The organism is Lacibacter cauensis (assembly GCF_007830055.1).
GTDB classification, from domain to species: Bacteria; Bacteroidota; Bacteroidia; order Chitinophagales; family Chitinophagaceae; genus Lacibacter; species Lacibacter cauensis.
On the sequence record NZ_VLLE01000005.1, the window covers coordinates 650919 to 677716 of the forward strand.

At 41.6% G+C, this 26798-nt stretch carries 23 protein-coding genes and 1 tRNA gene; 18 read left to right on the forward strand and 6 right to left on the reverse strand.

Annotated features, from left to right (window positions below):
* Positions 1–2 precede the first annotated feature (2 nt).
* Positions 3–2627, reverse strand: a complete 2625-nt coding sequence (locus tag IQ13_RS16530; protein WP_144887730.1) for a valine--tRNA ligase — start codon at positions 2625–2627, stop codon at positions 3–5.
* Between the two features lie 476 nt (positions 2628–3103).
* Here IQ13_RS16530 and IQ13_RS16535 point away from each other — a divergent pair, with 476 nt between their 5' ends.
* Complete coding sequence (locus IQ13_RS16535) at positions 3104–4468, forward strand: exonuclease domain-containing protein (RefSeq protein WP_144887731.1); 1365 nt, start codon at positions 3104–3106, stop codon at positions 4466–4468.
* 51 nt (positions 4469–4519) lie between these two features.
* Here IQ13_RS16535 and IQ13_RS16540 read toward each other — a convergent pair whose 3' ends face one another.
* Entirely contained in the window at positions 4520–4969 is a 450-nt protein-coding gene (locus IQ13_RS16540) for a DUF2147 domain-containing protein (RefSeq protein WP_144887732.1), read from the reverse strand.
* A gap of 372 nt (positions 4970–5341) precedes the next feature.
* Between IQ13_RS16540 and IQ13_RS16545 the strand changes: the two genes are divergently transcribed.
* From IQ13_RS16545 to hisA, 11 genes are all read left to right on the forward strand, one after another.
* On the forward strand, positions 5342–6757 hold the full coding sequence (locus IQ13_RS16545; protein WP_144887733.1) for an anthranilate synthase component I family protein: 1416 nt from the start codon (positions 5342–5344) through the stop codon (positions 6755–6757).
* Between the two features lie 68 nt (positions 6758–6825).
* Positions 6826–7407 (forward strand): anthranilate synthase component II, encoded by a 582-nt coding sequence (locus tag IQ13_RS16550; protein ID WP_144887734.1) that lies wholly within the window; start codon positions 6826–6828, stop codon positions 7405–7407.
* A gap of 15 nt (positions 7408–7422) precedes the next feature.
* Positions 7423–8418, forward strand: coding sequence for an anthranilate phosphoribosyltransferase (gene trpD / locus IQ13_RS16555; protein ID WP_144887735.1), 996 nt, complete (start codon positions 7423–7425; stop codon positions 8416–8418).
* Between the two features lie 72 nt (positions 8419–8490).
* A complete protein-coding gene (gene trpC / locus IQ13_RS16560) occupies positions 8491–9279 on the forward strand; it encodes an indole-3-glycerol phosphate synthase TrpC (protein WP_144887736.1) in 789 nt (262 codons plus the stop codon).
* Complete coding sequence (locus IQ13_RS16565) at positions 9276–9902, forward strand: phosphoribosylanthranilate isomerase (protein ID WP_144887737.1); 627 nt, start codon at positions 9276–9278, stop codon at positions 9900–9902. The genes trpC and IQ13_RS16565 overlap by 4 nt, the downstream gene beginning before the upstream one ends.
* Before the next feature lie 81 nt (positions 9903–9983).
* Positions 9984–10619, forward strand: coding sequence for a phosphoribosylanthranilate isomerase (locus tag IQ13_RS16570; RefSeq protein ID WP_144887738.1), 636 nt, complete (start codon positions 9984–9986; stop codon positions 10617–10619).
* Positions 10620–10916: 297 nt separating this feature from the next.
* Complete coding sequence (locus IQ13_RS16575) at positions 10917–11894, forward strand: hypothetical protein (RefSeq protein WP_144887739.1); 978 nt, start codon at positions 10917–10919, stop codon at positions 11892–11894.
* A gap of 83 nt (positions 11895–11977) precedes the next feature.
* Positions 11978–13165, forward strand: coding sequence for a tryptophan synthase subunit beta (trpB, locus tag IQ13_RS16580; RefSeq protein ID WP_206751766.1), 1188 nt, complete (start codon positions 11978–11980; stop codon positions 13163–13165).
* Positions 13166–13229: 64 nt separating this feature from the next.
* Entirely contained in the window at positions 13230–14000 is a 771-nt protein-coding gene (trpA, locus tag IQ13_RS16585) for a tryptophan synthase subunit alpha (protein WP_144887740.1), read from the forward strand.
* The gene (gene hisH / locus IQ13_RS16590) at positions 13997–14599 is read left to right on the forward strand and encodes an imidazole glycerol phosphate synthase subunit HisH (RefSeq protein WP_144887741.1); all 603 of its coding nucleotides are present in this window, start codon (positions 13997–13999) and stop codon (positions 14597–14599) included. Before trpA ends, hisH begins: the two co-directional genes overlap by 4 nt.
* A gap of 28 nt (positions 14600–14627) precedes the next feature.
* Entirely contained in the window at positions 14628–15341 is a 714-nt protein-coding gene (gene hisA / locus IQ13_RS16595; RefSeq protein ID WP_144887742.1) for a 1-(5-phosphoribosyl)-5-[(5-phosphoribosylamino)methylideneamino]imidazole-4-carboxamide isomerase, read from the forward strand.
* 109 nt (positions 15342–15450) lie between these two features.
* Here the strand turns inward: hisA and IQ13_RS16600 are convergent, their stop codons facing one another.
* Both IQ13_RS16600 and IQ13_RS16605 read right to left on the reverse strand, forming a co-directional pair.
* Positions 15451–16956, reverse strand: a complete 1506-nt coding sequence (locus tag IQ13_RS16600; protein WP_144887743.1) for a polysaccharide biosynthesis C-terminal domain-containing protein — start codon at positions 16954–16956, stop codon at positions 15451–15453.
* 15 nt (positions 16957–16971) lie between these two features.
* Complete coding sequence (locus IQ13_RS16605; RefSeq protein WP_242009571.1) at positions 16972–18567, reverse strand: M1 family metallopeptidase; 1596 nt, start codon at positions 18565–18567, stop codon at positions 16972–16974.
* Between the two features lie 146 nt (positions 18568–18713).
* Here IQ13_RS16605 and IQ13_RS16610 point away from each other — a divergent pair, with 146 nt between their 5' ends.
* Positions 18714–20360, forward strand: coding sequence for an ABC transporter substrate-binding protein (locus tag IQ13_RS16610; RefSeq protein ID WP_242009572.1), 1647 nt, complete (start codon positions 18714–18716; stop codon positions 20358–20360).
* An 81-nt stretch (positions 20361–20441) separates the two neighbouring features.
* Here the strand turns inward: IQ13_RS16610 and msrA are convergent, their stop codons facing one another.
* Together msrA and IQ13_RS16620 are read right to left on the reverse strand one after the other, a co-directional pair.
* On the reverse strand, positions 20442–21128 hold the full coding sequence (gene msrA, locus IQ13_RS16615) for a peptide-methionine (S)-S-oxide reductase MsrA (RefSeq protein ID WP_242009573.1): 687 nt from the start codon (positions 21126–21128) through the stop codon (positions 20442–20444).
* Between the two features lie 150 nt (positions 21129–21278).
* Complete coding sequence (locus IQ13_RS16620; protein ID WP_199758289.1) at positions 21279–21932, reverse strand: DUF1684 domain-containing protein; 654 nt, start codon at positions 21930–21932, stop codon at positions 21279–21281.
* Between the two features lie 75 nt (positions 21933–22007).
* Between IQ13_RS16620 and IQ13_RS16625 the strand changes: the two genes are divergently transcribed.
* From IQ13_RS16625 to IQ13_RS16645, 5 genes are all read left to right on the forward strand, one after another.
* The gene (locus IQ13_RS16625; RefSeq protein ID WP_144887775.1) at positions 22008–24125 is read left to right on the forward strand and encodes an endonuclease MutS2; all 2118 of its coding nucleotides are present in this window, start codon (positions 22008–22010) and stop codon (positions 24123–24125) included.
* A gap of 107 nt (positions 24126–24232) precedes the next feature.
* Positions 24233–24320: transfer RNA gene (locus IQ13_RS16630), tRNA-Ser, on the forward strand.
* A 258-nt stretch (positions 24321–24578) separates the two neighbouring features.
* Positions 24579–25817: a site-specific integrase gene (locus tag IQ13_RS16635; protein WP_144887746.1), complete on the forward strand. Its 1239-nt coding sequence runs from the start codon at positions 24579–24581 to the stop codon at positions 25815–25817.
* Positions 25818–25978: 161 nt separating this feature from the next.
* On the forward strand, positions 25979–26494 hold the full coding sequence (locus IQ13_RS16640) for a DUF2975 domain-containing protein (RefSeq protein WP_144887747.1): 516 nt from the start codon (positions 25979–25981) through the stop codon (positions 26492–26494).
* Between the two features lie 2 nt (positions 26495–26496).
* The gene (locus tag IQ13_RS16645) at positions 26497–26703 is read left to right on the forward strand and encodes a helix-turn-helix domain-containing protein (RefSeq protein ID WP_144887748.1); all 207 of its coding nucleotides are present in this window, start codon (positions 26497–26499) and stop codon (positions 26701–26703) included.
* The last annotated feature ends 95 nt before the right edge of the window (positions 26704–26798 follow it).

The window sequence follows — 26798 nt, forward strand, 5'->3', positions numbered from 1 at the left end:
TGTTATAACGATGCAAGGCTTTCTTCTATTGCTTTGATCTTCGCTTCTGCATCGGCTTTTTTCTTGCGCTCAACTTCTACTACCTCAGGTTTGGCGTTTTGTACAAAACGTTCGTTGCCGAGTTTCTTTTCAACCGAATTAAGAAAACCTTTGAGGTAATCGAGATCTTTCAGCAATTGTTCTTTTTGTGAAGATGTATCAATCGCCTGTTCGGTTGCAATGTAGAACTTGTCTTTTTGTACGACGGTTGAAATAGTGCCTGCTACAGCTGCAGTAACATAGTCAACACTTTCTGCATTCACCTGCTTTTGTAAGATCAAGGCAATGCGTTTGTACGAATCAACATCAGCTGTTTCAATTGATAATTTGATCGGATCTTTTGATTTGATCTGATTTTTCACACGTACATCACGCAAAGCAGTAATCACTTCTTTCAATTGTGTAGCCAGATGTAATACTGCTGCATCAGCAGTTTCCAGCGCAGCGTATTGTTTGATGGTAAGATCATCGCCTGCTGCTCGTTCTTTGAGTGCATGATAAATTTCTTCTGTAATAAACGGCATAAACGGATGCAGCAATTGCATCAACTCTTCAAAGTAGGCAACTGTTTTTGCATATACTTCCGCATCAATCGGTTGTTCAAATCCGGGCTTCACCCATTCGAGATACCAGCTGCAGAAATCATCCCAAATGAGCGAGTAAATTGTTTTTAACGCCTCACTCAACCGGAATTCTTTAAACAACTGATCGATCTCTGCTTTCGCTTCATTCAATCTGTTGCCAAACCATTCAACAGCAAAGCTGCTTTCAGCTGTGGTCTGTTGACTGTTGTCTGTTGTCCGTGCTTCCCACATTTTCACCAGCTTCAACGCATTCCACAATTTGTTATTGAAGTTGCGGCCTTGTTCGTTGCTGCTTTCATCCCACAACAGATCGTTACCTGCAGGTGAGGAGATGAGGATACCAAATCGACAGGCATCAGCGCCATACTTATCGATGAGTTCCAATAAGTCGGGCGAGTTACCCAGGCTCTTACTCATTTTTCGTCCTTGCTTATCACGCACAATACCGGTGAAGTACACTTCTTTAAACGGAATTTCTTTCTGATATTCCATCCCCGCCATAATCATACGGGCCACCCAGAAGAAGATGATTTCAGGAGCTGTTACCAGTGTATTGGTAGGATAGTAGTACTGTACATCGGCATTACCCGGATTGCTGTACCCTTTAAATACTTCAAACGGCCAAAGCCAGGAAGAGAACCAGGTGTCGAGGCAGTCTTCGTCTTGGGAAAGTTGAGCGATGGATTTGCCAAACTTTGTTTCATACTGTTTCAATGCTTCCTCATGCGAAACAGCAACAACATAATTTCCCTCTGCATCATACCATGCAGGAATACGATGTCCCCACCACAACTGGCGACTGATACACCAATCCTTAATATTCTCCATCCAGTGGCGATAGAGATTTTTGAATTTAGCAGGGTAGAACTTTACATCATCATTCATCACCACATCCAAAGCCGGACCTGCAATTTTTTTCATGTCTACCCACCATTGCAAGCTTAGGCGGGGTTCAACAACCACATCGGTGCGTTCGCTGTAGCCAACTTCGCTGGTATAATCTTCTGTTTTTACCAGGCTGCCGGCTTCCTCCAGCATCGGAATAATTTTCTTTCTTGCTTCAAAACGATCTTCACCAATCAATATCTGTGCATCTGCATTGAGCGTTCCATCTTCATTGAAAATATCAACCACTTCCAGGTTGTGCTTTTGGCCCAACTGGTAATCGTTCATATCATGGGCCGGTGTAACTTTTAATGCACCTGTTCCAAAATCCATTGTTACATAATCATCGGTAATGATGGGGATTCGGCGGTTGATCAATGGAACAAAAGCAAATTTTCCGTGCAGGTGTGCATAGCGTTCGTCTTTCGGATGTACGCATATTGCGGTATCACCCATGATGGTTTCCGGACGAACTGTTGCAATGATGATATGCTCATCCAGTCCATCAATTTTATAACGGAGATGATAGAGTTTTTGCTGTGTTTCTTTACGAATCACCTCTTCATCGCTCAGGGCTGTTTTTGCCTTTACATCCCAGTTGATCATGCGCTTACCACGGTAGAGGTAACCTTTGTTGTATAAATCAACAAATACATTAATCACCGATTGATAATAATCGGGATCCATGGTAAAACTGGTACGGTCCCAATCGAGACTGCAGCCCATTTTTTTCAACTGCTGCAGAATAATGCCGCCGTATTTTTCTTTCCACTCCCAGGCATAGCCAAGAAATTCATCTCTGCTGAGCGAAGCTTTCTGAATACCTTTTTCACGCAGCATTTGTACCACCTTTGCTTCGGTTGCAATGGAAGCATGGTCGGTGCCGGGAACCCAGCAGGCATTTTTGCCCTGCATGCGTGCACGGCGCACCAATACATCCTGGATAGTGTTGTTGAGGCAATGGCCCATGTGCAATACACCCGTTACGTTTGGCGGTGGAATAACGATGGTGTAGGGCTCACGCTCATCGGGCGTGCTGTTAAAATACTTGCGCTCGTTCCAGTAGCTATACCATTTTTCTTCAGATGCCTGGTGCTCAAAATTCTTGCTCAGTTCCATGCAGGATGTACTTTTTTTGGAGGGCAAAGTTAAGGAATGCAGGGTGGAAGCGCTAACGAAATCCTGCTGAAAATGAGGCATGTAAATAAAAAAGCCCCCGTTCGGGAGCTTTTGAATAATGTGAATAAGGTACAATGCTGTTTTTTTTCAACAGCCTTCAGCGTAAAGTTTGAACCATAGGCAATTGATTAACCGAACATTAATAATGTAACGAGTGCAATTGCTGCAAAAAATACAATAACGAAAATTGTAGTTTTTACTGATTCGCTCATTTGTGAAGAATTTGATGCCATAACTTTAAGTTTAAAGGTTACAAATTTCTTTCACAGGAAATACGGAATTCTAATATACTGTTGAGGCCTTACGAGGGAATCTTATACTTATTCTAATTCTAATACGAATTTACTTCAGTTTTCGTCCCCCACAAAGAATCTCGTCTATTTATTTTTACTTTGCCATACGTGTTTTTACGATAAATGCTCTACGCTGTAACCGATATTGAAACAACAGGAGGCTATGCTTCTGCCAATGGCATTACTGAAATTGCCGTGTACATCTATGATGGTCAACAGATAGTAGACAGCTTTGAGTCGTTGGTGAACCCGCATCAATCCATCCCACGTTTTGTGCAGTCGCTTACCGGTATTACAGACGATATGGTACAGCTGGCTCCTTCGTTCGAAGAAATTGCTCCCCGTTTATTTGAAATGTTCCAGGGGAAAGTGTTTGTGGCGCACAACGTTAATTTCGATTACTCCTTTGTGAGTCATCAGTTACAGCAGGCCGGTTTTCATCTTAATTGCAAAAAGCTCTGTACAGTTCGTTATACCCGCAAGATATTTCCCAAACTGGCATCGTACAGTTTAGGCAACTTATGCCGCCATTTTGAGATTCCGTTGTACAACCGCCATCGTGCAGCAGGCGATGCCAAGGCAACAGTGCAGTTGCTGGAGTTGTTGCGGAGTAAAGATGTAAACAATCATCTTTATACAATGATTGGTAAACAATCGAAAGAGCAATACCTGCCGCTGCATCTCAACAAAGAAGATATTGATCAGCTGCCATTGACACCGGGGGTGTATTACTTTCACGATGCAAAAGATAAAATCGTGTATGTAGGCAAAGCAGTGCAGCTGAAGAAACGTGTAACCAGTCATTTCTCCAATAACAAACCAACAAAACAAAAGCAGGAGTTTCAACGCAACGTCCATCGTATTTCGTACCAGCAATGCGGAACAGAATTGATGGCATCGGTACTGGAGACCATCGAGATTAAACGGCTATGGCCGAAATATAACCGTGCAATTAAAGGGTACGAAGCGCAATATGGTTTGTATTTGTTTGAAGACGGAAGAGGGTACTATCGTTTAGGTGTGGATAGAAAACATAAGAACGTTCCTGCTATTTACCAGTTTTACAGCAGGCATGAGGGAACATTGGAGTTGAAGCGGTTGATACAGGAATTTGAGTTGTGCAATAAGCTTTGTTTCATTGATCGGTCGACTGATACAGCTTGCGAACACCCGCAATGCAAAGGAGCCTGTACAGGTGATGAATTACCAACAGACTATAATGCGAGGGTACAACAGGCAATTGCACAATTACGCAAAGAGCTGCCCAGCTTTGCCATTCGTGAGCGTTCGTATTTCAATGGCAAAGATGGTTGCATATTGATGGAAGAAGGACGGTTTTATGGCATGGGCTATGTGCAACCCGATTTTCGTATTGATGCAAAAGATGAGCTAAGGAAGCACTTACAGGAATATCCGGAATACGATTTCGTACGGAACATGATCAAACGCTATGCATTGGAAAAGCCCGATGCTGTTGTATGGTTATAAACCACAAACGCCCCGCAATTTGCGGGGCGTTTGTGGTTTGTGCAAATACTGTTATTGTCTTGTCCAGTTATCGGTGCGTCCTATCATTGATACGCCAATATAGCCCCGCACTTTTAATTTATTATTTCCATCCAGCGACATTTTACAAGAATATGTTTTGCCGTTTTTCGGATCATATATTTTGCCGCCTGTCCACTCGTTTTTATCGGTGTACTTAAAGCCCCACATATTCGTAAGGCCCATCACCGGTCGGTTATGATTTTCTTTATCGGGGTGATTTTTATCCAGCTTTGGCTTGCCGGTTTCGGGGTCGTTGGGTTCTTTCAACCAGATAATCTTTCCCTGGTATTTATCGCCGTTTTTGTAAATCTGGATAACACCGGTTCCTTCTCCGTTTTTCCAGGAACCAACAATAGCGTCGGGGTTATCCTGCTGAACCGTAAAGGAAAGAAACAAGAGCGCACAGCAAAGTGCAAGTACAGAAAATGCAAGTTTTTTCATATGAACATTTTTAGTCAAGTCGTGCAGCAAAACTGCTGCTTATTCAAAAGTAAACAACCATTCGTAAAGGAAGTTTTAAATTCTGGGCAGAAAAAAAATTTTGCAGTTCCATCATCCTGCGACATATTTGCACAGCAATGAACAAAACATTTGTAAATACTCAGTGGTGGTGGCATACAACTCTAAAGGGGCTGTAATGCTGTTGCTATTGTAGTGCAATCATATTTCAGAAGCCCCGATTTTGTCGGGGCTTTTTTATTCCCCTCCCTGGAGGGGTTGGGGGGTGGGTTGATAGATAGAATTATTGGAGTACAAGAGTGCGACGCCAATGCAGCTGATTTGTATTGATGAAGCACGGAACAAAAAATAAAAATGAAAAAAATTAACATAGAAACCACTTGTAAGAAAATGCTGGCCGATGTGTACACACCGGTGGGTATTTACCTGCGCCTGCGTGACCGGTTCAGAGATACCGTGTTGCTGGAGAGTACTGATCATCATGCGGCAGAAAACAGTTGGTCGTTCATTGGTATCAATGCCATTGCAGGGATGGAGATCAGCTCCAGCAACAGCATTGAATTTAAATTGCCTGGACAAAAGCCCGAACGTATTGCTATTAGGCAACCATCGGAAGTGCCACAGCAGTTGTTCGATTTTATGAATCACTTTGAAGCAACCGGCGATTGCAAAGAAGTAAAGTTTGCGCAAGGATTGTACGGTTATACAACCTACGATGCGGTTCAGTTTTTTGATGCTGTAAAATTGAGCGATGCAAAAGTGGAAGCAGCTGCTATACCGTTGATGCGTTACCGCTTGTATCAATATGTGATTGCACTCAATCATCATAAAGATGAATTGTTTATTTGTGAAAATCATATCAAAGGCATCGAAAGCGAAGTAGCTGTTGTGGAGAGTTTAATCCGCAGTAAAGATGTGCCCGTCTATCCGTTTGAAGTGAAAGGGGAGGAAACATCGAATATCAGCAACGAGGCTTATGTTGAAATGGTGAAGAAGGGTATTGCCAGCTGTATGCGTGGCGATGTATTCCAGATCGTCTTGAGCAGAAGATTTCAGCAGTCATTCACCGGTGATGAATTTAATGTGTACCGAGCATTGCGCAGCATCAATCCTTCTCCTTATTTATTTTTCTTTGATTACGGCGATTATAAACTGATGGGCTCGTCGCCTGAATCGCAGATCATTATCAACAATGGGAAAGCGGTGGTGCATCCTATTGCCGGCACGTTCAAACGCACCGGTGATGATGTAATTGATCAGCGTGAAGCAGCCCGTTTGCTGGAAGATGCCAAAGAAAATGCCGAGCATGTAATGCTGGTTGATTTGGCAAGAAATGATTTGAGCCGTGTGTGCGACGATGTAAGCGTAGCGCATTACAGGCAGGTGCAATATTACAGTCATGTAATTCATCTGGTGAGTGAAGTGGTGGCGAAAGTGCGTCCGGGTTCAAATCCGTTTGAACTGCTGGCGAAAACATTTCCTGCCGGTACGTTGAGTGGTGCGCCTAAGATCAAAGCAATGCAGCTGATTGATGCGTATGAAACAACTGCCCGCAGTTATTATGGCGGCGGTATTGGTTTCATGGGATTTGATGGCAGTTGCAACCACGCCATTATGATCCGCACCTTTTTGAGTAAGCAGAATACATTGTTCTACCAGGCAGGGGCTGGAGTAGTAGCAGCAAGCAAACCCGAAAGTGAATTGCAGGAAGTAAACAATAAGTTAGGAGCGTTAAAGAAAGCAATTGAGTTTGCGGAAGAAATTAGTTGATTGCTCATGGTTCATAGTTCATGGTATTTACGATGAACTATGAACCATTAACCATGAACCAAATAACAATGAAAATATTAGTCTTCGATAATTACGATTCATTTACGTACAATCTGGTCCATCTTGTAGAGAAGATCATTCATGCAAAGGTGGATGTGTATCGTAACGATCAGATTCCTTTGGAACATGTAAAGGCGTATGATAAAATTATTCTATCACCGGGTCCGGGTATTCCGGAAGAAGCAGGTTTGTTGTTGCCGTTGATTAAGGAATACGCAGCAACAAAATCAATTCTCGGTGTGTGTTTAGGTCACCAGGCAATTGGTGAAGCATTTGGCGGAACACTGACGAATCTGTCAACTGTGTTTCATGGAGTTGCTACACCAATTAAAATCCAGAATCCAAGATCCAAAAAGCAAAATGCAGTGTTGAATGATCTGCCTGAAACAATTGAAGTTGGTCGTTATCATAGTTGGGTGGTGAATAAAGAAGGCTTTCCTGCAGAACTGGAAATTACTGCCGAAGATGAAACAGGAATGATTATGGCTTTGCAGCATAAAACGTATGATGTGCAGGGCGTGCAGTTTCATCCGGAGAGTGTATTGACGCCGAGAGGAGAACATATTCTTCGCAACTGGTTGAAGGCTTAATTTGAAAATTTGAAAATGAAAAAGATACTTCAGTTATTATTCGAACATAAGAGTTTGTCGAGAGCACAGGCGAAAGAAGTGTTGCTGAACATTGGTAAAGCCATGTACAACGAACATGAGATCACTGCTTTTATGACGGTGTATTTGATGCGCAGTATTACCATTGAAGAGCTGCAAGGTTTTCGTGATGCGTTGCTGGAATTGTGTGTGCCGGTTGATCTCAATGGTCATGCAGTACTGGATATTGTGGGTACGGGTGGTGACGGAAAAAATACCTTCAACATTTCTACACTCTCTTGTTTTATTGTAGCCGGAGCCGGACAAAAAGTAGCCAAGCATGGCAACTACGGTGCATCCACCATCAGTGGTGCCAGTAATGTAATGGAGCAATTAGGTTATAAGTTCAAGAATAATATCGATCAGCTGAAACGTGAAGTGGAAGAAGCGAATATCTGCTTTATGCATGCACCGATGTTTCATCCGGCTTTAAAAACAGTGGGGCCGATCCGCAAGAACCTTGGTATGCGAACTTTCTTCAACATGCTTGGCCCAATGGTGAATCCTGCAAAACCAGCGTATCAATTGGTGGGTGTATACAGTTTGGAAATGGCCCGTATTTATAATTACCTGTTGCAACAAACAGAGAATGCGTTTACTATTATTCATAGTCTGGATGGATACGATGAAATATCACTCACCAACGATACGAAGGTTATTACCAATAAAGGTGAATTTGTAATGACGCCGGAGCAGCTGGGCAAACGTTCTGTGCAGCAAACCGATATTCATGGCGGTAACAGTATTGAAGAAGCAGCAAAGATCTTTACCAAAATATTAAGCGGCGAAGGAACATGGGCGCAGAATGCAGTGGTGATGGCGAATGCAGCAATGGGTTTGTATTGCACCGGTGCATACAAGACGTATGATGATGCATTTGCAGCTGCTGTCGAAAGTTTGGAAAGCGGAAGAGCTAATGGATGTTTAAAGAAGTTGATTGAATTAAACAATTAAAACTTTGTGTTCTCCGTGACGCCTCCGTGAACTTTGTGTAACGATAACACAAAGGGGACAAAGAAAAACAATATGAATATTTTAGATAAAATCATTGCGCAAAAACGAATTGAAGTAGAAGAGCGGAAAGCAAAAGCGAGTGTTACTGAATTGAAACAGCAGCCGCTTTATGCACGTGCAACACTTTCGTTAAAGGAGTTTTTACTCGATGATACAAAGACAGGCATTATTGCAGAATTCAAACGTCAATCACCATCAAAAGGTGTCATCAATGGCAAAGCTGATGTGGTGGAAGTAACAAGTGCTTACACAAACAATGGCGCATCTTGTTTAAGTGTGTTGACCGATGAACAATTCTTCGGCGGCAGTACTGCCGATCTCATCAAAGCAAGAATCAACAATATTCCCATTCTTCGCAAAGATTTTATCGTAGATGAATACCAGATCGAAGAGGCAAAGGCAATGGGAGCCGATGTAATTTTGCTCATCGCTGCTTGTTTAACAAGAGAAGAAGTAAAACGCCTGGCTGCTTATGCAAAACAACTGGGACTGGAAGTATTGCTTGAGCTTCACGATGACGAAGAGTTGCAGCATATCTGCAATGAGACAGAGATCGTGGGTATCAACAACCGTAACCTGAAAACATTTGAAGTGGATATTGAACGGAGTCTGCGGATGGCCAAACAGATCCCCGATACGAAGATAAAAGTTGCCGAGAGCGGCATCAGTTCAGTTGAAAATATTCAACTGTTCAAAGCAAATGGGTTCAGAGGTTTTCTAATTGGTGAGAATTTTATGAAAGAAGAAAACCCCGGTAAAGCGTTTGCAGCATTTGTACAACAATTAAAAGAAAAGAAATGAACATAAAAGTATGTGGCATTACCACAGCAAAACAAGTACAGCAGTTAGATGGATTAGATATTGATTTCGCAGGATTCATTTTTGTGCCCGATTCTCCACGCTATGTAGAAGGCAAGCTGGATAAGAAAGCGATCAAGAATGCGGATTTTGATCTGAAGAAAGTAGGTGTGTTTATCAATCCGTCGTACAGTGATATATTGGATGCAATTGAAGATTATGGATTGGATGTTGTGCAATTGCATGGTGAAGAAACCCCTGAGTTTTGCAGCGACCTGAACGAAGATGTGGAAGTGATCAAAGTATTTCATATTGATGAATCGGTGAAAGATATTGATGCATTGGTAGCGCCTTATGATGAAGCTTGTGATTATTACCTGTTTGATACCAAGGCCGGAGAACAGAAAGGTGGAACGGGAAAGCAATTCGACTGGAGCATTCTTGCAAAAAGTAAAATTGAAAAGCCCTTCTTCTTAAGCGGAGGAATCGGGGTAGATGATATTGCACAGATCAAAAAGTTCAAGCATCCCGATTTTTATGGCGTTGATATCAACAGTAAATTTGAAACAGAACCGGGTGTAAAGGATCTGGCGAAAGTGCTGCAGTTTAAAGTGGGGATGAAGTAGGTGTTGCCGTCTGACGCCCTCGTCTGACGGATTCGATAGAAACGATTGCTTTTGCTGACAAAACCATTTCAAGCAAAGCGTATGCGCATAAAAGTCTGCGGCATGACCGAACTGGAGCAGTTGCAACAACTGGGCGATCTGGGTGTTGAATTTGCCGGTATGATCTTCTATCATAAATCGCCCCGGTTTGTGTTGCGTACGCTTACGGGTGCGCAGGTGAAACGGGCAAAGCTGAAAGTGTACAAGGTGGGTGTGTTTGTGAATGCGTCGTACGATGAGATTATGAATCATGTGGAGAATTTTGGGTTGGATCTAGTGCAGTTACATGGCGATGAAACGCCGAGGTTTTGCGAACAAGTGAGTGAGTATATCCAAACCATCAAAGCATTTCGCATTACGGAGGATGATAACATTCCCTGGAAGATTAAAGATTATGTGGATGCTTGCGATATGTATATGTTCGATACGATGGGAGCAGGATACGGTGGTACCGGCAAAAAGTTCGACTGGAGTATGTTGAAGGGATTGGATATTGGCAAACCGTTTTTCTTGAGTGGCGGCATTGAACCAACGGATGCTGCAGCCGTAAAAGAATTCGCCAACGAACCGGTAGCGAAAAACCTGTTTGCACTGGATATGAACAGCAAGTTTGAGATCAGTCCGGGTATAAAGGATATGGAATTGGTGAAGAAGTTTGTGGAGGAAGTGAGAGGGTAGTGAAGCCGATAGTTGTTAGTAGGAAGTAAGAAGAAAGAAGATCTTGACTGTTAGTGATGGTTGAAAAGAATGAGCGTGCTGAATCTGTCATGTCGACGAAGGAGACATCTCTTAAGTTTGAAGTTGTATGAATGATCGAGATGATGACTGAATAAAAGCGGTATGAATTTTTGGAGATGCCTCGTGCCTCGGCATGACGGTATGCTGATTATAACTGCTAGGTAGATTAGCTGAATAATGGTTGATGAGTTTGTGTAAACTAAAGTGTTTCTGCATCAACTATGCTAAATAACTATTATGAAAAAGGCACTTTTTTTATTGATTTGGTTCTTTGCTAATCAATCAAAGGCTCAGCTAAAAGTAGAAGAGTTGACGAATGATTCTTTGGTCAAAGTGTTTATTAGTCAACAAACCGGTCATGATGTTAAGAAGATTTATTTGCCGTCTATGTTCGATCTTAAAGAGAAAAAGCAGATACCAAATAAATCAAAGTTTGATTCTGTTAAAACAGAGACAAGAATTACAGAAGATTTTAATAACGATGGAAGGCTTGATTTGGTTGTAAGCTATGTTGAAAGCATGATTATGAATAAATACTATTTCGATTTTAAGATAGTAGTATTTGTATCGAATTCAACAGGGGGCTATGATGTTAAAGATATTTGGCAACGTTACGAGCATTTGCTTGGACGAATTATAAAAGGGGATAGTGAAAGCAGATACTTTGTTATTGCCAGACAATCGACTGATTTTGGGAAGGAGGTATTAAGATTTGATACATTATATTATTATCAGGGTGAGTTTATAAACATGGTCCCGATTTGTAATAAGAGTTTTGAAAGTGTTCAGTACTATACTACATCAAATTGGATTGCAGCTTCCTCTCGATATAGCTATTTTACTGTTTTTGGAAACGGAACTTTTCGACGGGAAGACTTTGATATGGGGAATAAGAGAATTTATCAATGCCAATTGAAAAAAGAAGTATTTGATAGCCTTAGTAATCTGATATGTGCTGTAAATCTTTGGGAGTTAAATGATCGCTATGAAATAGAAAATGTGCATGATGCAGGAACTTCTCACCTGGTAATTAATTATAAAGGGGCAGTAAAAAAGATTGATGATTATGGGCATTGGGGAAATTTTGGATTAGGTGCTTTGTATGTAATGATTCGAAGATTGAGTAAAGATTTAGATTGGATATTGGTTGAGGAGAACACTAAAAAGAATGAGAAGCAAATAAATAAACCAAAGAAAATGCCGGGTGAAAATTGATGCTCTTTGCACAACTGATGAAAGGATTGCGACGCAACAGTTGATGCTATGAAAAACAAAAGCTGGTATCATTAAAATATAAAATGATGGAAACAACATATCAAAAACCTTCTGCGCAAGGTTATTACGGAAAGTTCGGTGGAGCGTATATTCCTGAAATGCTGCATCGGAATGTGGAGGAACTGCAGAGCCGTTACCTCGATATTATGAGCGATGCTGCTTTTCAAAAAGAGTTCAGAGCGTTGCTGAAAGATTATGTCGGTCGTCCGACACCGTTATTTTATGCCAAGCGGCTGAGCAAACAATTCAACACCAATATCTGGTTGAAGCGGGAAGATCTTTGTCATACCGGTGCGCATAAGATCAACAATACGGTGGGACAAATTTTATTAGCCGAACGATTGGGCAAGAAACGCATCATTGCAGAAACAGGTGCCGGGCAACATGGTGTGGCAACGGCAACCGTGTGCGCCTTGAAAGGCGTGGAGTGCATTGTGTACATGGGCGAAAAAGATATTGAACGCCAGGCACCGAATGTGGCCCGTATGAAAATGCTGGGAGCAAAAGTAGTACCTGCAACGAGCGGAAGTAAAACATTAAAAGATGCAACGAATGAAGCCATTCGTGACTGGATCAATAATCCCAACGATACGCATTACATCATCGGCAGTGTGGTAGGTCCGCATCCGTATCCTGATATGGTGGCAAAGTTTCAGAGTGTGATCAGTGAAGAAATGCGTTGGCAGTTGAAAGAACACACGGGTACTGATTTGCCTACGCATGTAATGGCTTGCGTGGGTGGCGGCAGTAATGCAGCCGGTGCGTTCTATCATTTCCTGGATGAGTTGAGTGTGCAGTTGATTGCAGTGGAAGCAGCGGGGCATGGTGTAAACAGCGGCATGAGTGCTGCAACGACACAACTGGGCAAGCCGGGTATTTTGCATGGCAGTAAAAGTTTGTTGATGCAAACAGCAGATGGACAGGTGGTGGAGCCGCATAGTATTTCGGCGGGTTTGGATTACCCCGGTATTGGTCCGATGCATGCAAATTTATTTGACAGCGGTCGTGGTATTTTCTTGAGTGCAACAGATGAAGAAGCGTTGGCTGCAGCTTTTGAGGTAAGTAAGCTGGAAGGAATTATTCCGGCGTTGGAAACAGCACATGCGTTTGCCGTGTTGCACAATCATCCATTTAAAACAGACGACCAGGTGATCATTTGTTTGAGCGGAAGAGGCGATAAGGATCTGGCGACGTATATGAATCATTTATAAATTAACCACAGAGGCACGGAGCCACAGAGTTTCTCCGTGCACTCTGTGGCTCCGTGGTAAAAATATGAGCAGAATAAAAGATTTATTTGAACGAAAAAGTAACCGAGTTTTGAATGTGTACTGCACTGCAGGTTATCCGCAGTTGAACAGCACATTGGATGTAATGAAAGCATTACAGGACAACGGTGCTGATTTAATTGAACTCGGTATGCCGTACAGTGATCCGCTAGCTGATGGTCCGGTGATACAGCACAGCAGCACCATTGCTCTTGCAAATGGTATGACCATTGAAACACTGTTTGCGCAATTGAAAGATGCACGAAAAGAAATAAATGTTCCCATTATTTTAATGGGCTACATGAACCCGGTGTTGCAATATGGTTTCGAACGTTTTTGTAAAGAGGCAGCCGCCGTTGGTGTAGATGGTTTGATTTTGCCTGATTTGCCGGAGTATGAATTTGAAACAGAGTATGGTGCCATCATCAAAGCAAATGGATTGGATTTTATTTTTCTTGTTACACCGGAAACGAGTGAGGAGCGTATTAAAAAACTCGACAGTTTAAGCACGGGCTTTTTATATGCCGTTTCATCATCATCAACTACAGGAAGTGATAAGAACATGACCGATGTAAATGCATACCTGCAAAAACTAAAAGCCATGCAGTTGAACAATCCTGTACTGGTGGGTTTTGGTATTAAAGACAAGCAAACATTTGATACGGCTTGTGCGCATGCAAACGGTGCTATCATCGGTACAGCGTATATTAAAGCATTGGAAGGCACGAATAATGTGGCAGCAACTACAAAAGCATTTTTAGAAGGAGTGTTGAAATGAATTTAGCAATTGTAAAATACAACGCAGGAAATATTCAGTCGGTGCTGTTTGCATTGGAACGATTGGGTGTGGATGCAAAAGTGACGGACGATCAAGACGAATTGTTTGCTGCTGATAAAGTGATCTTTCCCGGAGTGGGTGCTGCACGCAGTGCCATGGATAGTTTGAAGGAGAAAGGACTGGATACGATCATTAAACAGCTGAAGCAACCGGTGCTGGGCATTTGCGTAGGCATGCAATTGTTATTTGAACATTCGGAAGAAAGTGATACAGAGTGTTTGGGGATTATTCCTGCGAAGGTGAAGTTGTTTAAGAGTGAAGAGATCAGCCCGGATATTCCCATCAAGGTTCCGCAGGTGGGCTGGAATGATATTTACAATTTAAAAACTGATCTGTTCAACAATGTGCCGGAGCATAGTTATGTGTATTACGTACACAGCTATTATGCCGAAATGAATCCGTACTGTATTGCAACTAGCAATTATGGTTTGGAATATGCAGGTGCCGTACAGAAAGATAATTTCTACGGTGTACAGTTTCATACAGAGAAAAGCGCAAAGGTGGGAGAGTTGATACTGAAAAACTTTCTGGACTTGTAATTAATAATTGAATAATTCATAATTGATAATGCAGATAATACCAGCCATTGACATTATAGACGGCAAATGTGTACGGTTAACAGAAGGCGACTATGCACAAAAGAAAATTTACAACGAACATCCTTTAGAAGTTGCCAAAGAATTTGAAGATGCAGGATTGCAACGTTTGCACTTGGTTGATCTGGATGGTGCAAAAGCCGGTGCGGTTAAAAACTGGAAAGTGCTGGAGACGATTGCTGCAAAAACCTCACTGGTGATTGACTTTGGCGGCGGTATTAAAAAAGCAGAAGATGTAAACATTGTGTTCAACTCCGGTGCTGCATTGGCAACAGTTGGCAGTATTGCGGTGAAAGATGAAGCAACGTTTGTTTCATGGTTAAAACAATTTGGAGCTGCTAAGTTTTTATTAGGTGCTGATGTGAAAAATGAAAAGATTGCTGTTGGTGGCTGGTTGGAAACAACCGATATCTGGATCTACGACTTTATTGAAAAATATATCAATCACGGTGTACAGCAAATCTTCTGCACCGATGTAAGTAAGGATGGTCGCCTGGAAGGTCCATCAACTGAACTCTACAAAAACATTCTGCAGAAATTCCCGCAGCTGCATTTTATCGCCAGCGGTGGTGTAAGCTCCATGAACGATTTAGATGAACTGGCAAACATTGGTTGTGCCGGTGTAATTGTGGGCAAAGCGATTTATGAAGGCAGAGTAGCGTTGAATGATTTGAAGAAATTTTAGAGCTGGCTGATTTAGGATGTAGGATTTAGCCGTCACTCTCGACTGCGCTCGATTGATTAAACCGTCCTTCGACTCCGCTCAGGATTGCTCACTACTCACCATTCACCAATCACTTCTTCCCAAATCTTTTCTTCACCACATCTACCAACTGCATGGCATCGGGTGTGAGTTTTAATGCAAATACAGCAGCAATAAAAATACCGGCGAATAAACTGCTGCGCAGGAAAACACCTGTCCATCCGTTCATGCTGTTGAATAAATAATAGCTGATGAAATAAGCCGCAGCTCCAGTTATAAGCGCAAGTATGGTTTTGCTGCTGAAGGGTTGCAGTTTATACTTTCGTAACAAAAAAGCATAACGGATGGCGTTGTAAATAACAAAGGATATCAAATTAGCATAGGCACTCCCAACAATACCGTACTGTTTTACCAGGATATAGTTCAACGGTAATATCAAAAGGATTAAAATAACTCCTGTAAAAAACTCAAATCGCCAGTGGATGGAAGTGGCAATGATCTGTCCGTTTACTCCTGTGCCTGCATCAATCAGTTTGGTAATACCAAGAATAAACACCACCATCAATCCTGCTTTATAGTCTCCTTGAATTTTCAGCAGATCAAATGCATCTTCTACATTCAGCCATACACCGAGGAAAATAAATAGGCCAAGTAATAACAAGTTAATAGAAGTGCGTTTGTACAAACGTTCAATTTCTGCAAGGTTTTTATTCTTCCATGCAATGGAGAGTGCAGCAATGGTAACTGCAACAATGCTGCGTTGCGGAACTTGTATAAGATTGGCGATGTACGATGAAAGATTGTATACGCCCGTATCTTTAATGCCGTTTTCACTTACACTGGATATGATAATGCTGTCTGCTACCTGCGAAAGAATCATGATGAGAGAACCGCCGTACACATAGCTTGACAATGCAACCATCTTCCACTTAAACTTTTTGGTAACCCTGCTTTGTTTGAAAGTGAAATGCAAATAGCCTCCACGCTTCAGGTAAAATAACAGGAGCAGTGCAATGGCCAGAAACATCAATGAGAATAACTTAATAAACCCATCGAACGCAATGATGTTAAAAAAGAAAAGCATCACCAGGAACAGTGTAAGCAGACGCAAACCTGTTTCCCGTAAAAAGTTGGAGTAAATGGTTTTTTGAAACGTCCATGCAAAGCTTTCCAGTATTGAAAAAAGTAAGGTGCCAAATCCAAATACAAAAGTCCAATGGTAGTAGTCAACAAAAATGGAAGATCGTGCACTGAACTTTCGTACAATTAATGGTTCAAACAACAGGCCTCCTGCAATTACTAACACAAAGCCCAGCATAGGTATCAGTAAAAGCCAGGTATAGAGGTCGTTTTCTTTTTTCTGCAGGTTGTCTTTGTAATACGGAAAGAATTTATACACCACTGCTACTACACCAAATGCCGAAACTGCATACATCAACTGACCAACATCAAAAAACAAACGGGTTAAACCGTATTGTTCCGGAGTAAATGCATGTTCGCCGCTGCGTATAAAAAACCAGGTATTGATAAAGCCAATAAAGAAGCCAATATAAATGACGATGCTGGAGAGTATGGCTTGTTTCCTGATTTGTCCCATATGCGACCGAAGATATTATTTAACCTTCTTATAGTTTACATAAAAATTCTTGTCCATCAGTTTGCCCAGATCTTCGCCTTCATTAAAATTGGTGCGCATGCGCTGCCAGTTTTCTGTAGCCAGCATTAAGCCATACTTGCCATTGCTGTTGCCTGGTAAACGAATGGGCATGTTGAAGCCTTTTACACAATTACTCCAGCGGTAATACAATACCTGCGAAGCATTTTCGGTGCTCAGGTAATATTCCAGCGTAGGTACTTGTGTTGTGCGCAGGTATTGATCGAACATTTTTGAAAGATTGTATCCTGTACGCTTCGACATAAAATCTTCAATTTCTGCTGATGTAACTGTTTTGTGATAATATTTTTCATTCATATCACGCAGCAGCAAACGGAACGTACTTTTATCGCCAATGATCTGGCGCACCATATGAATCATGTTGGCGGCTTTCGGATACATATCCCCACTGCCTTCATTATTCAAATTGTATTTGCCTATAATGGGGCGATCGTTGCGGATGTTACGGCGGATGCCCTGGAGGTAAGCATTACCTGCTTCTTCACCATACAGATAATCGGTGTACAATGTTTCACTGTAATTGGTAAAGCCTTCGTGTACCCACATATCGGCAATATCTTTACTGCTGATGTTGTTGCCATACCACTCATGTCCGCTTTCATGAATAATGATGAAATCGAATTTCTTACCCCAGCCGGTTCCACTTAAATCATTGCCTTTGTATCCATTCATGTATTCGTTACCGTAAGCGACTGCACTCTGGTGCTCCATGCCGAGGTGATGACTTTCTACAAGCTTATATCCATCTTCATAAAAAGGATAGGGACCAAACCAATATTCAAATGCACGCAACATTGGCTTCACCTGTTCAAATTGTTTTTTTGCTTTTTCCAGGTTGTAATCGAGTACATAATAATCCAGATCAAGTTTTCCTTTTTCGCCTTGCAGTGTGTCGCTGAAGTGTACATACTTGCCTACGTTCATGGTTACATTGTACAGGTTGATGGGTTGCGTAACAGCCCATGTCCATGTTTTATGGCCGTTGCCATCATTGGTTACATTTTGAAATCTGCCGTTCGAAACGTTCATTAATGTATCGGGCGTAGTAACGCTGATGGTTACACCATTATCCGGTTCATCGCTCTGGTGATCTTTACAAGGCCACCACACACTTGCACCTAAACCCTGGCAGGCAACGTTGATCCATGGGTTGCCGTTTTTATCTTTCTTCCACACAATACCACCATCCCAAGGTGCACGTAAGGCCGGCTTGGGCACACCGTGATAAACGATGCGTAACTCATGCACATCGTTTACCGATTTTGAAGATTTCGGTAAACGTCCTTTTGGAATATCAATAAACCAAGCGTTCCCGTCTCTGCGGAAATCCATTTTTTTTCCGTTAAGGATAGCACTGTCAATGATCATGGGATCCTGCAGATCGATCTGCATTTGCTTGCCCGGCTTTTTTACCAGTCGAAAAGAAATAACCGTTGTGCCGCTGAGTGTAAACTTGTCGAAGTTGGGCGTTACAGCAAGATCATACTTCACTACATCCCACCAAACACGCCCCGGCGTAATGCTGCCACGCAAGGTATCTTGTTTTGTAAACGTTGTTTCGTTTTCTAATAACTGGGCATTGGCTGTTGATAAAACTGTAAAACAGGAAAACAGGCACAGAAGCAAATGATTTTTTTTCACCGGGAATTATTTGAGGCTAAATTTAGCAGGAATTATTTATGTACAAACCGGAAAATATACAAAGGCTGGTTCCGCAAGTGTTAATGGTATGCTTTAGTGCAATGCTGTTGCTGGCTTGCGGCAAACGCCGGCAGAACGATGCCCATTTTTTCAAGTACAACGAAGTGAGCGGCATCAGCTCTCTTGATCCGGCTTTTGCAAAAAGCCAATCGGTTATATGGGCTACGCATCAATTGTACAGCACCTTGGTGGAAACAGATGAACAATTGCACATTGTTCCATCGGTAGCAAAAAGCTGGGACATCAGTACAGATCGTTTGCAGATTACGTTTCATTTGCGGAATGATGTGTTCTTTCACGACAATGCTGCGTTTGCAAACGGTAAGGGTAGAAGAGTTGTTGCAGCTGATGTGGTATACAGCTTTCAACGATTGATAGATAAGGCAACTGCAAGCCCCGGCGCATGGATCTTTAATAACCGTATTGATACTTTGAAAGGGTTTGAAGCACTGGATGATACAACCTTTCGCATCAACCTGCAAAAACCATTTGTTCAGATATTAGGTGTGTTGAGTAATGTATATTGTTCCATTGTGCCGAAAGAAGTGGTGGAAAAGTATGGTGTTGATTTTCGCCGTAACCCCTGTGGCAGCGGACCTTTTCAATTTAAAGCATGGGAAGAAGGACAGGCCTTGATACTGGAACGTAATCCCAACTATTTTGAAACCGACAGTACCGGTAAACGTTTGCCGTATGTAGATGGTGTGAAAGTAAGTTTTCTCGACAGCAAGGCCAGTGAGTTTATGGAGTTCAGGCAAGGCAACCTGCATTTCATTAATGATATTGATGCATCGTTCAAGGATGAAGTGTTGAGTAAAAAAGGAGAGTTGCGTGATAGCTGGAAAGGAAAAGTTGTACTGAACAAACATCCTTATCTCAACATCGAATACATTGGTATCTTGGTTGATTCTTCGAATTCACTTGTAAATAATTCGCCGTTGAAATTGAAAGCAATCCGCCAGGCAATTAATTATGGATTCGACCGCAGGAAAATGATGTTGTACTTACGCAACTCCATTGGCACGGCAGCCGAAAGCGGATTTGTGCCAACAGGCTTGCCCAGTTTCGATTCTGCTGTTGTAAAAGGGTACAGCTACAATCCGCAAAAAGCAAAAGCATTGTTGAAGGAAGCAGGCTTTGGTAACGGCAAGCAAGTACCCGAAATAAAACTATTGACCATTCCCATTTATGCCGACCTCGGCAGCTACATTGCCCGTCAGTTGCAGGATATTGGTTTGAATGTAAAAGTGGAAGCGGTACAAAAAAGTTTGTTGCTTACGCAAACGGCAAAAAGTGAAGCTTTGTTTTTTCGTGGCAGCTGGATTGCTGATTATCCCGATGCAGAAAATTACCTGAGTGTATTTTACGGCAAGAACCCGGCGCCACCGAATTATACCCGTTATAAAAATCCGTTGTTCGATGTGTTGTACGAACGATCAACCAAAGAACCGAACGATTCAATCCGGTACAGCCTGTATCAGCAAATGGATCAACTAATCGTGCAGGATGCACCTGTTGTACCGTTGTGGTACGATATGGTCATACATTTAGTTCAACCGAATGTAAAAGGTTTTCGGCCCAATGCATTAAACTGGCTGGAGCTGCGGAGAGTGAAAATTATGTAGGATTTTGGATGTATGATTTCTGATGTATAATCAGCCCGATCAGCATATCTTAAATCCGACATCCTACATCAGAAATCAGCATTAATTTTTCCTCATCTTATTCTTAAACACTTTCTCAAACTTATCGAGTTTGGGTTTAATCACGTAGTAGCAATAAGGATTTGTGTTCTTATTAAGGTTGTAATAATTCTGGTGATAGTTTTCAGCCTCGCTGTAATTCTTGTACTGCTCAATGGTTGTTACAATCGGTTTGCTGAAAGCACCACTTTTATTGAGTTCTTCTTTATAATGCTCGGCTTTTTGTTTTTGCTCGGCGTTATGATAAAAAACAGCACTACGGTATTGCGGTCCTTCATCGTTGCCCTGCCTGTTTAAGGTAGTAGGGTCGTGTGTTTGCCAGAAAATTTCCAACAGTTCGTCGTAACTTATTTTTTTCGGATCGAATACGATTTGCGCCACTTCTGCATGACCTGTTGTTTTGCTGCATACTTCTTCGTAGGTAGGATTAATAACATGGCCACCGCAATAACCGCTGCTTACTTTTAATACTCCTTCTACCTGTTGAAAAATGGCTTCTACACACCAGAAACAACCTGCTCCAAATGTTGCAGTGTCGGTACTTACTTCTTCACCCGACTTGCTGCCGGTAAATGCCACAGTCGAAATATTGTCGCTCATAGTCTTATTATTCGGTTCGCTGGTAACGCAGGAAAAAAACTGAAACGATCCTGCTGTTGCCAAAATACTCAAGAGAAATTTACTCCACATATCGTTCGTTGTTTTTTGCAACATCTAATGTACGTTCAAAATTGTGCCGAAAGATTTCTGTTCATTGTTGCCGGGCTGACAATTTACAGATTTTAAACTTGCTTTAACGAAAGAGGCAGGGCTTGTAGAAAGATTACGACAGAAATGCCGCTAATGCTTCATAAAATTCAGTTCACCTGCTTTAATAGCAACAGGTAAATCGTTTTCCTGCGGAGGAATTGGACAGTTGTACCCCGCTGTGTAGGCGCAATAGGGATTATAAGCTTTATTAAAGTCGATGGTGTAGCTGTTGTTAACAATGTCGGCAAGTACCAGATCGATGTAGCGGCCGCCGCCATACGTTTCACTTCCCGATGTTTTATCGGTAAACGGAATAAACAGGTAGTCTTTGTATTTCTCAGAACCCAACAAACTACGGGATTGATACACCTGCAACGTAACGGCAGTATCGTGCACCTTAAAAGAAAGTTCGCCATATACACGGTACTGCTTTTTTTCTTTACCCGAAGTGTTCATCCAAAACCAGGGACTGTTTTCTTTTTGTTTGAACGCAGCAGTAATCCGGTAAAGTTTGGTTACGGGGTAAAATTTCATCTTTTCCTTGTCGGCACCTGTAACCACTTCGTGTTCGGCTACATACTTTTTCAGGTACAGCGAAACAGAATCTTCGTACGTCTGCTGGGCGTTGGTACAAAAAGGCATCCATACGAAAATAAGTAAACAATAGCGCATATCCTGTGTTATTTGCAGCAATATTACATAACTGTCGCAAATGTAGAACGGGAACCCTGTTGCAGCTTGCATTGCAGTACAAGGGAGTGACACAAGGAACGATGAGAAGAATTACCTTTGCCGGCAACAAAAAAGTGGTTTTCTGTGATAAAGTTTTTTCCGGAATCGGCATTAGTGCAGTTGGAGTTTGATAAAGTAAAGGCGTTGTTGTTTGAGCATTGTAAAACAGAATATGCAAAAGCGAAGGCCCAGAATCTCCGTATTCATACACGTAAGGAGTACATACAACTGGAGTTGCAGCAGAGTTATGAAATGATGCTGATAACACAGCAAGGGCAATATTTTCCGACGGATTATATTTTAAACCTCTCGAAAGAATTAAAGTTGCTGAGCATTGCCGGTGCGGTGTTAACGGAAGAGCAGTTTATGCAGATCCGTAAACTGGCAGAAAATATGCAAAGTGTTTTCCGTTGGTTTGACAGTGACAGACGATTGGCGTATCCCGCATTAACGCAGGTAATTGAAGGAACGTACTACGAAAAAGTAATTCTGGAGTTGATTGATGATGTGCTCGATACCGGTGGCATGGTAAAAGATGATGCGAGTGAAGAGTTGAGCAGTATCCGTATGAATTTATACCGCAAGCGGAATGAATTGCGGAAAGAGTTTGAAAAAGTATTGAAGAAATTACAGAAGCAGGGTTACGTAGCAGATATTGAAGAATCGTTTTTGAGCGGCCGAAGAGTGGTGGCGTTGTATGCCGAACAGAAACGCCAGGTTAAAGGTATTTTGCATGGCGAAAGTGAAAGCAGGCGAACAGTATTTATTGAACCCGAAGAAACCATTGAACTGAACAACGATATTTTCAGTTTAGAAAACGAAGAACGCAGGGAAGTATACCGCATTTTACGTGAGCTTACCCAACAGCTTTCGGTATATGCAGCCTTGCTTACAACCTATCATACCATTTTAGGTGAGTATGATTTTATTCGTGCAAAGGCCAAGCTGGGTGTGGATATGCAGGCAAACTATCCTATGCTTACTGATAAAGCGGTAATTCAACTGAAAGATGCGTATCACCCCTTGTTGTTACTGTACAATAAAAAAAATCAAAAGCCAACGATACCTACTCAAATCCGTTTGGATGAAAAGAGCAGGATACTGGTCATTTCCGGTCCAAACGCCGGGGGTAAAACAGTTACCATGAAAACCGTGGGCTTAATGCAGTTAATGGTGCAGAGTGGTTTGCTGGTGCCGGTGCATCCTGAAAGTGAGTTTGGTATTTTTAAACAGATCATGATCCACATCGGCGATACGCAAAGTATCGAATACGATCTGAGTACATACAGCAGTCACCTGTTGCACATGAAACATTTCATGGAAACAGCTAATGGCCGCACACTGTTTTTCATTGATGAGTTGGGCAGCGGTAGTGATCCCAACCTTGGAGGTGCATTTGCCGAAGTGATTATGCAGGAGCTGGTAAAAAAACATTCGCTGGGTATTGTTACTACACACTACCTCAACTTAAAAGTGATGGCTAATCATACACCGGGTATCATAAACGGTGCGATGAGTTTTGATGAAAAGAGTTTACAGCCATTGTATAAACTCATCATTGGTAAGCCTGGCAGCTCCTACACGTTTGCTATTGCAGAACGCATTGGACTTGATAAAAAACTCATCGACCGTGCACGGGCATTGGTAGATGAGGATCATTTCCGTTTAGATAAATTACTCAATACAGCAGAGAACGATTTACGGCAGGTGGAGAAAAAAGAAAAAGAGTTGAATCGTTTGCTGAAAGAAAATGAACGGCTGAAGCGTGAAATGGAACAGGTGCTCAATAAAGAACGGCACCAGCAACAGGTGGAGCTGTTGAAGCAGCAGAATAAAATTACCGAAGACCGGATTGCTTATTTGAAAGATATGGACCGTAAGCTCAAAGCCATTGTGCAGGAGTGGAAGCGGAGCGATAATAAACAGGAAGTGATGAAGCAGATCAATGCTTTGTTGTTCGATCAAAGGCAGAAACAGGTGGCGGAGAAAAAAGATAAAAAGCTCAGCGAAAAGTTCAAGGAAGTGGGTGGTGAAATTAAGCCCGGCGTAAAAGTAAAAATGATGAAGAACCGGCAGGTTGGTGTGGTTAAAGAATTGAAGGGCAAGAATGCCGTGGTGCAGTTAGGAGCTATTCCCATTACCGTAAGTTTGAGCGATTTGGTGGTGGTGGTAGATAAAGTGGAAGAAACAGAGCCTAAAGGTTAAAAAAATATTTTGGCTAGAATCCTTTGTGGGCGGCTGTTTCAGCCGCCCATTTTAATTTCTTTTTGTAAGAATTTGGGAGAAATAATCTGTACCCTTACTTTTGCCGCGGAGAGATGGCAGAGCGGTCGAATGCGGCGGTCTTGAAAACCGTTGACTGTCACAGGTCCGGGGGTTCGAATCCCTCTCTCTCCGCCAAAACCAGTTAAATACAATTGGAATAAATTAAAAAAGCCTGCAAAATCAAGCATTTGCGGGCTTTTTGCTTTTTAGACTTACCCCATTTTACCCCTCTTTATGGCTATAGTTTGGTGAGTAATTCGGTGAGTCATATTTTACTTTACAAAGACTCACCAGAACTTACACAAACGCCTGTTTATTAACAGTTTATAAGAACCGAACTCTGGATTTCCTGCTTTTTGCAGGGTATTTTTAACTGTTTAAATGAAAGCGTTTATGGAAAAGAGTTTCGGAGTGATTTTTTATCTGAAAAAACCGAAGCATTACAGTACAGGTGAAGTACCTGTTTACATGCGTATAACGGTGAACAGTAGCCGTGTTGAACTGAGTGTTAAGCAACATTGTCATCCGGGTATCTGGAACAGCGAAGTGGGAAGAGCATCCGGTAAAACAGATGTTGCCAAATCACTTAATCAGTTACTGGATATTTTACAACGTAAGGTTTATGATGCGAGAAAAGAATTAATGGATAATGATCAACCGGTCACCGCTGAAAATATCAAAACCATCTTAACCGGCCGGGAAATAAACCAGCAGTGTCATATGCTTATTGAAATTTTTAAAAAGCATAATGACCAGGTAAAAGCGCTTGTCGGCAGAGATTATGCAGCCGGAACATTAGAGCGCTACACTACATCCTTAAAGCATACCCTTGATTTTTTAAACTGGAAATATCAATTGCCCGATATTGATGTGCGTAAAATCGATCATGACTTTGTTGTTGACTATGAATTTTATCTGCGAAGTGTACGCAAATGCGCAAACAATTCGGCAGTGAAATACATTAAAAACTTTGGAAAGATCATTCGCATCTGTTTGTCCAACGGTTGGCTGGAGAAAAACCCGCTTGCTAACTATAAAGCAAAAGTGAAAGAAGTCAAAAGAGTCTTTCTGGTTGAAGAAGAAATACAGACTTTGTTGGAAAAGAAATTTGCAACAGAACGCTTAAACCAGGTACGGGATATTTTTCTGTTCAGTTGTTTTACAGGCCTTGCTTACGTTGACGTAAAAAAATTAACCAGACGCAATGTTGTAACTGGTATTGATGGCGAAAAATGGATTTATACCAGCAGGCAGAAAACAGATACTGCTTCAAATATCCCATTACTTCCGGTGGCAGAACAAATTATCTCCAAATACAGCAATCAAGCCATGGGAGATGATACAGACAAACTGCTTCCTGTTGTCAGTAATCAAAAAATGAATGCGTATCTAAAAGAGCTGGCAGATGTTTGTGGGATCAATAAGTTGCTGACGTTTCATATCGCGCGACACACATTTGCTACGACTGTTACATTGACCAATGGCGTGTCAATCGAAAGTGTAAGTAAGATGTTAGGACATAAGAATCTGCGCACCACACAGCACTATGCGAAAATTCTGGATCGAAAAGTAAGTGATGATATGAAAATACTGAAAGACAAATTGAAGCTCGCGAAAACAGACATAACCTGAACGGGAAAAAGAAGTGGCTATTTTATTCTGAATAACCGAGGGTTTAAAAAAGGAGAACTGTTTGGGTTGTTTAAACTTGAAGTTTAGAATAAATATTTAATTAATTATTGTTTTACGATAATTAATTTCTATGTTTGAGTAATCATTCAAATGTTTGAAGCATGGGTAAAACAACGCTTACCGCAAAAATTATCACATTGCTTAGCCGCATATTGGCTATAGCTTATTTCATCATGGCTGTTTACAGCGTTCTATGTCTGGGAACAAAATGCTGTGTTACTCCCTATGGCGATGGCCAATATCTACACATCAATTATCCTTTTTCTCAAAAGCCTTTTTTAAATGTTGACAACAATGCCAATTATATCGTTTTCTCTTTTCTGCTGCCGCTATTTTTATATGCTTTCTTTTTTTGGCTGACTGGAAATCTGTTTGCAGTCTTTTCTAAAACAAAACTGTTTACGCACCACAATTTGTCAGAGTTGAAAAAATTCTACCTGTTTAACTGGTTCATACCTTTTCCTGCCATTATCATCAGCAGTTTTTTTGTAGAAATAATTAATATGATATGGCTTCTGGCGGTTATCCATGGCATCTTTGGCATTTTTACCTGGATGGTAGCAGCCATTTTTAAGCAAGGTCTTCAATTACAAAACGAACAAGATTTATTTATATAGCCATGCCAATTATTGTAAACGTAGATGTTATGCTTGCAAAGCGTAAGATGCAATCGAAAGAATTGGCAGAACAGTTAGGGATAACGCCGGCCAATCTTTCGATACTGAAAACGGGTAAAGCAAAAGGTATCCGTTTTGATACACTTGAAGCCATTTGTAAAGTATTAAACTGTCAACCTGGAGACGTACTTGAATACATAGCAGAATAATAAAATAATCAATTAAAAAGCCGGTTTTTTAAATAACGCTCTACTTGAGTGGAGCTATCCTATTGCCTATACTTAATACACGCATATGAATCGAT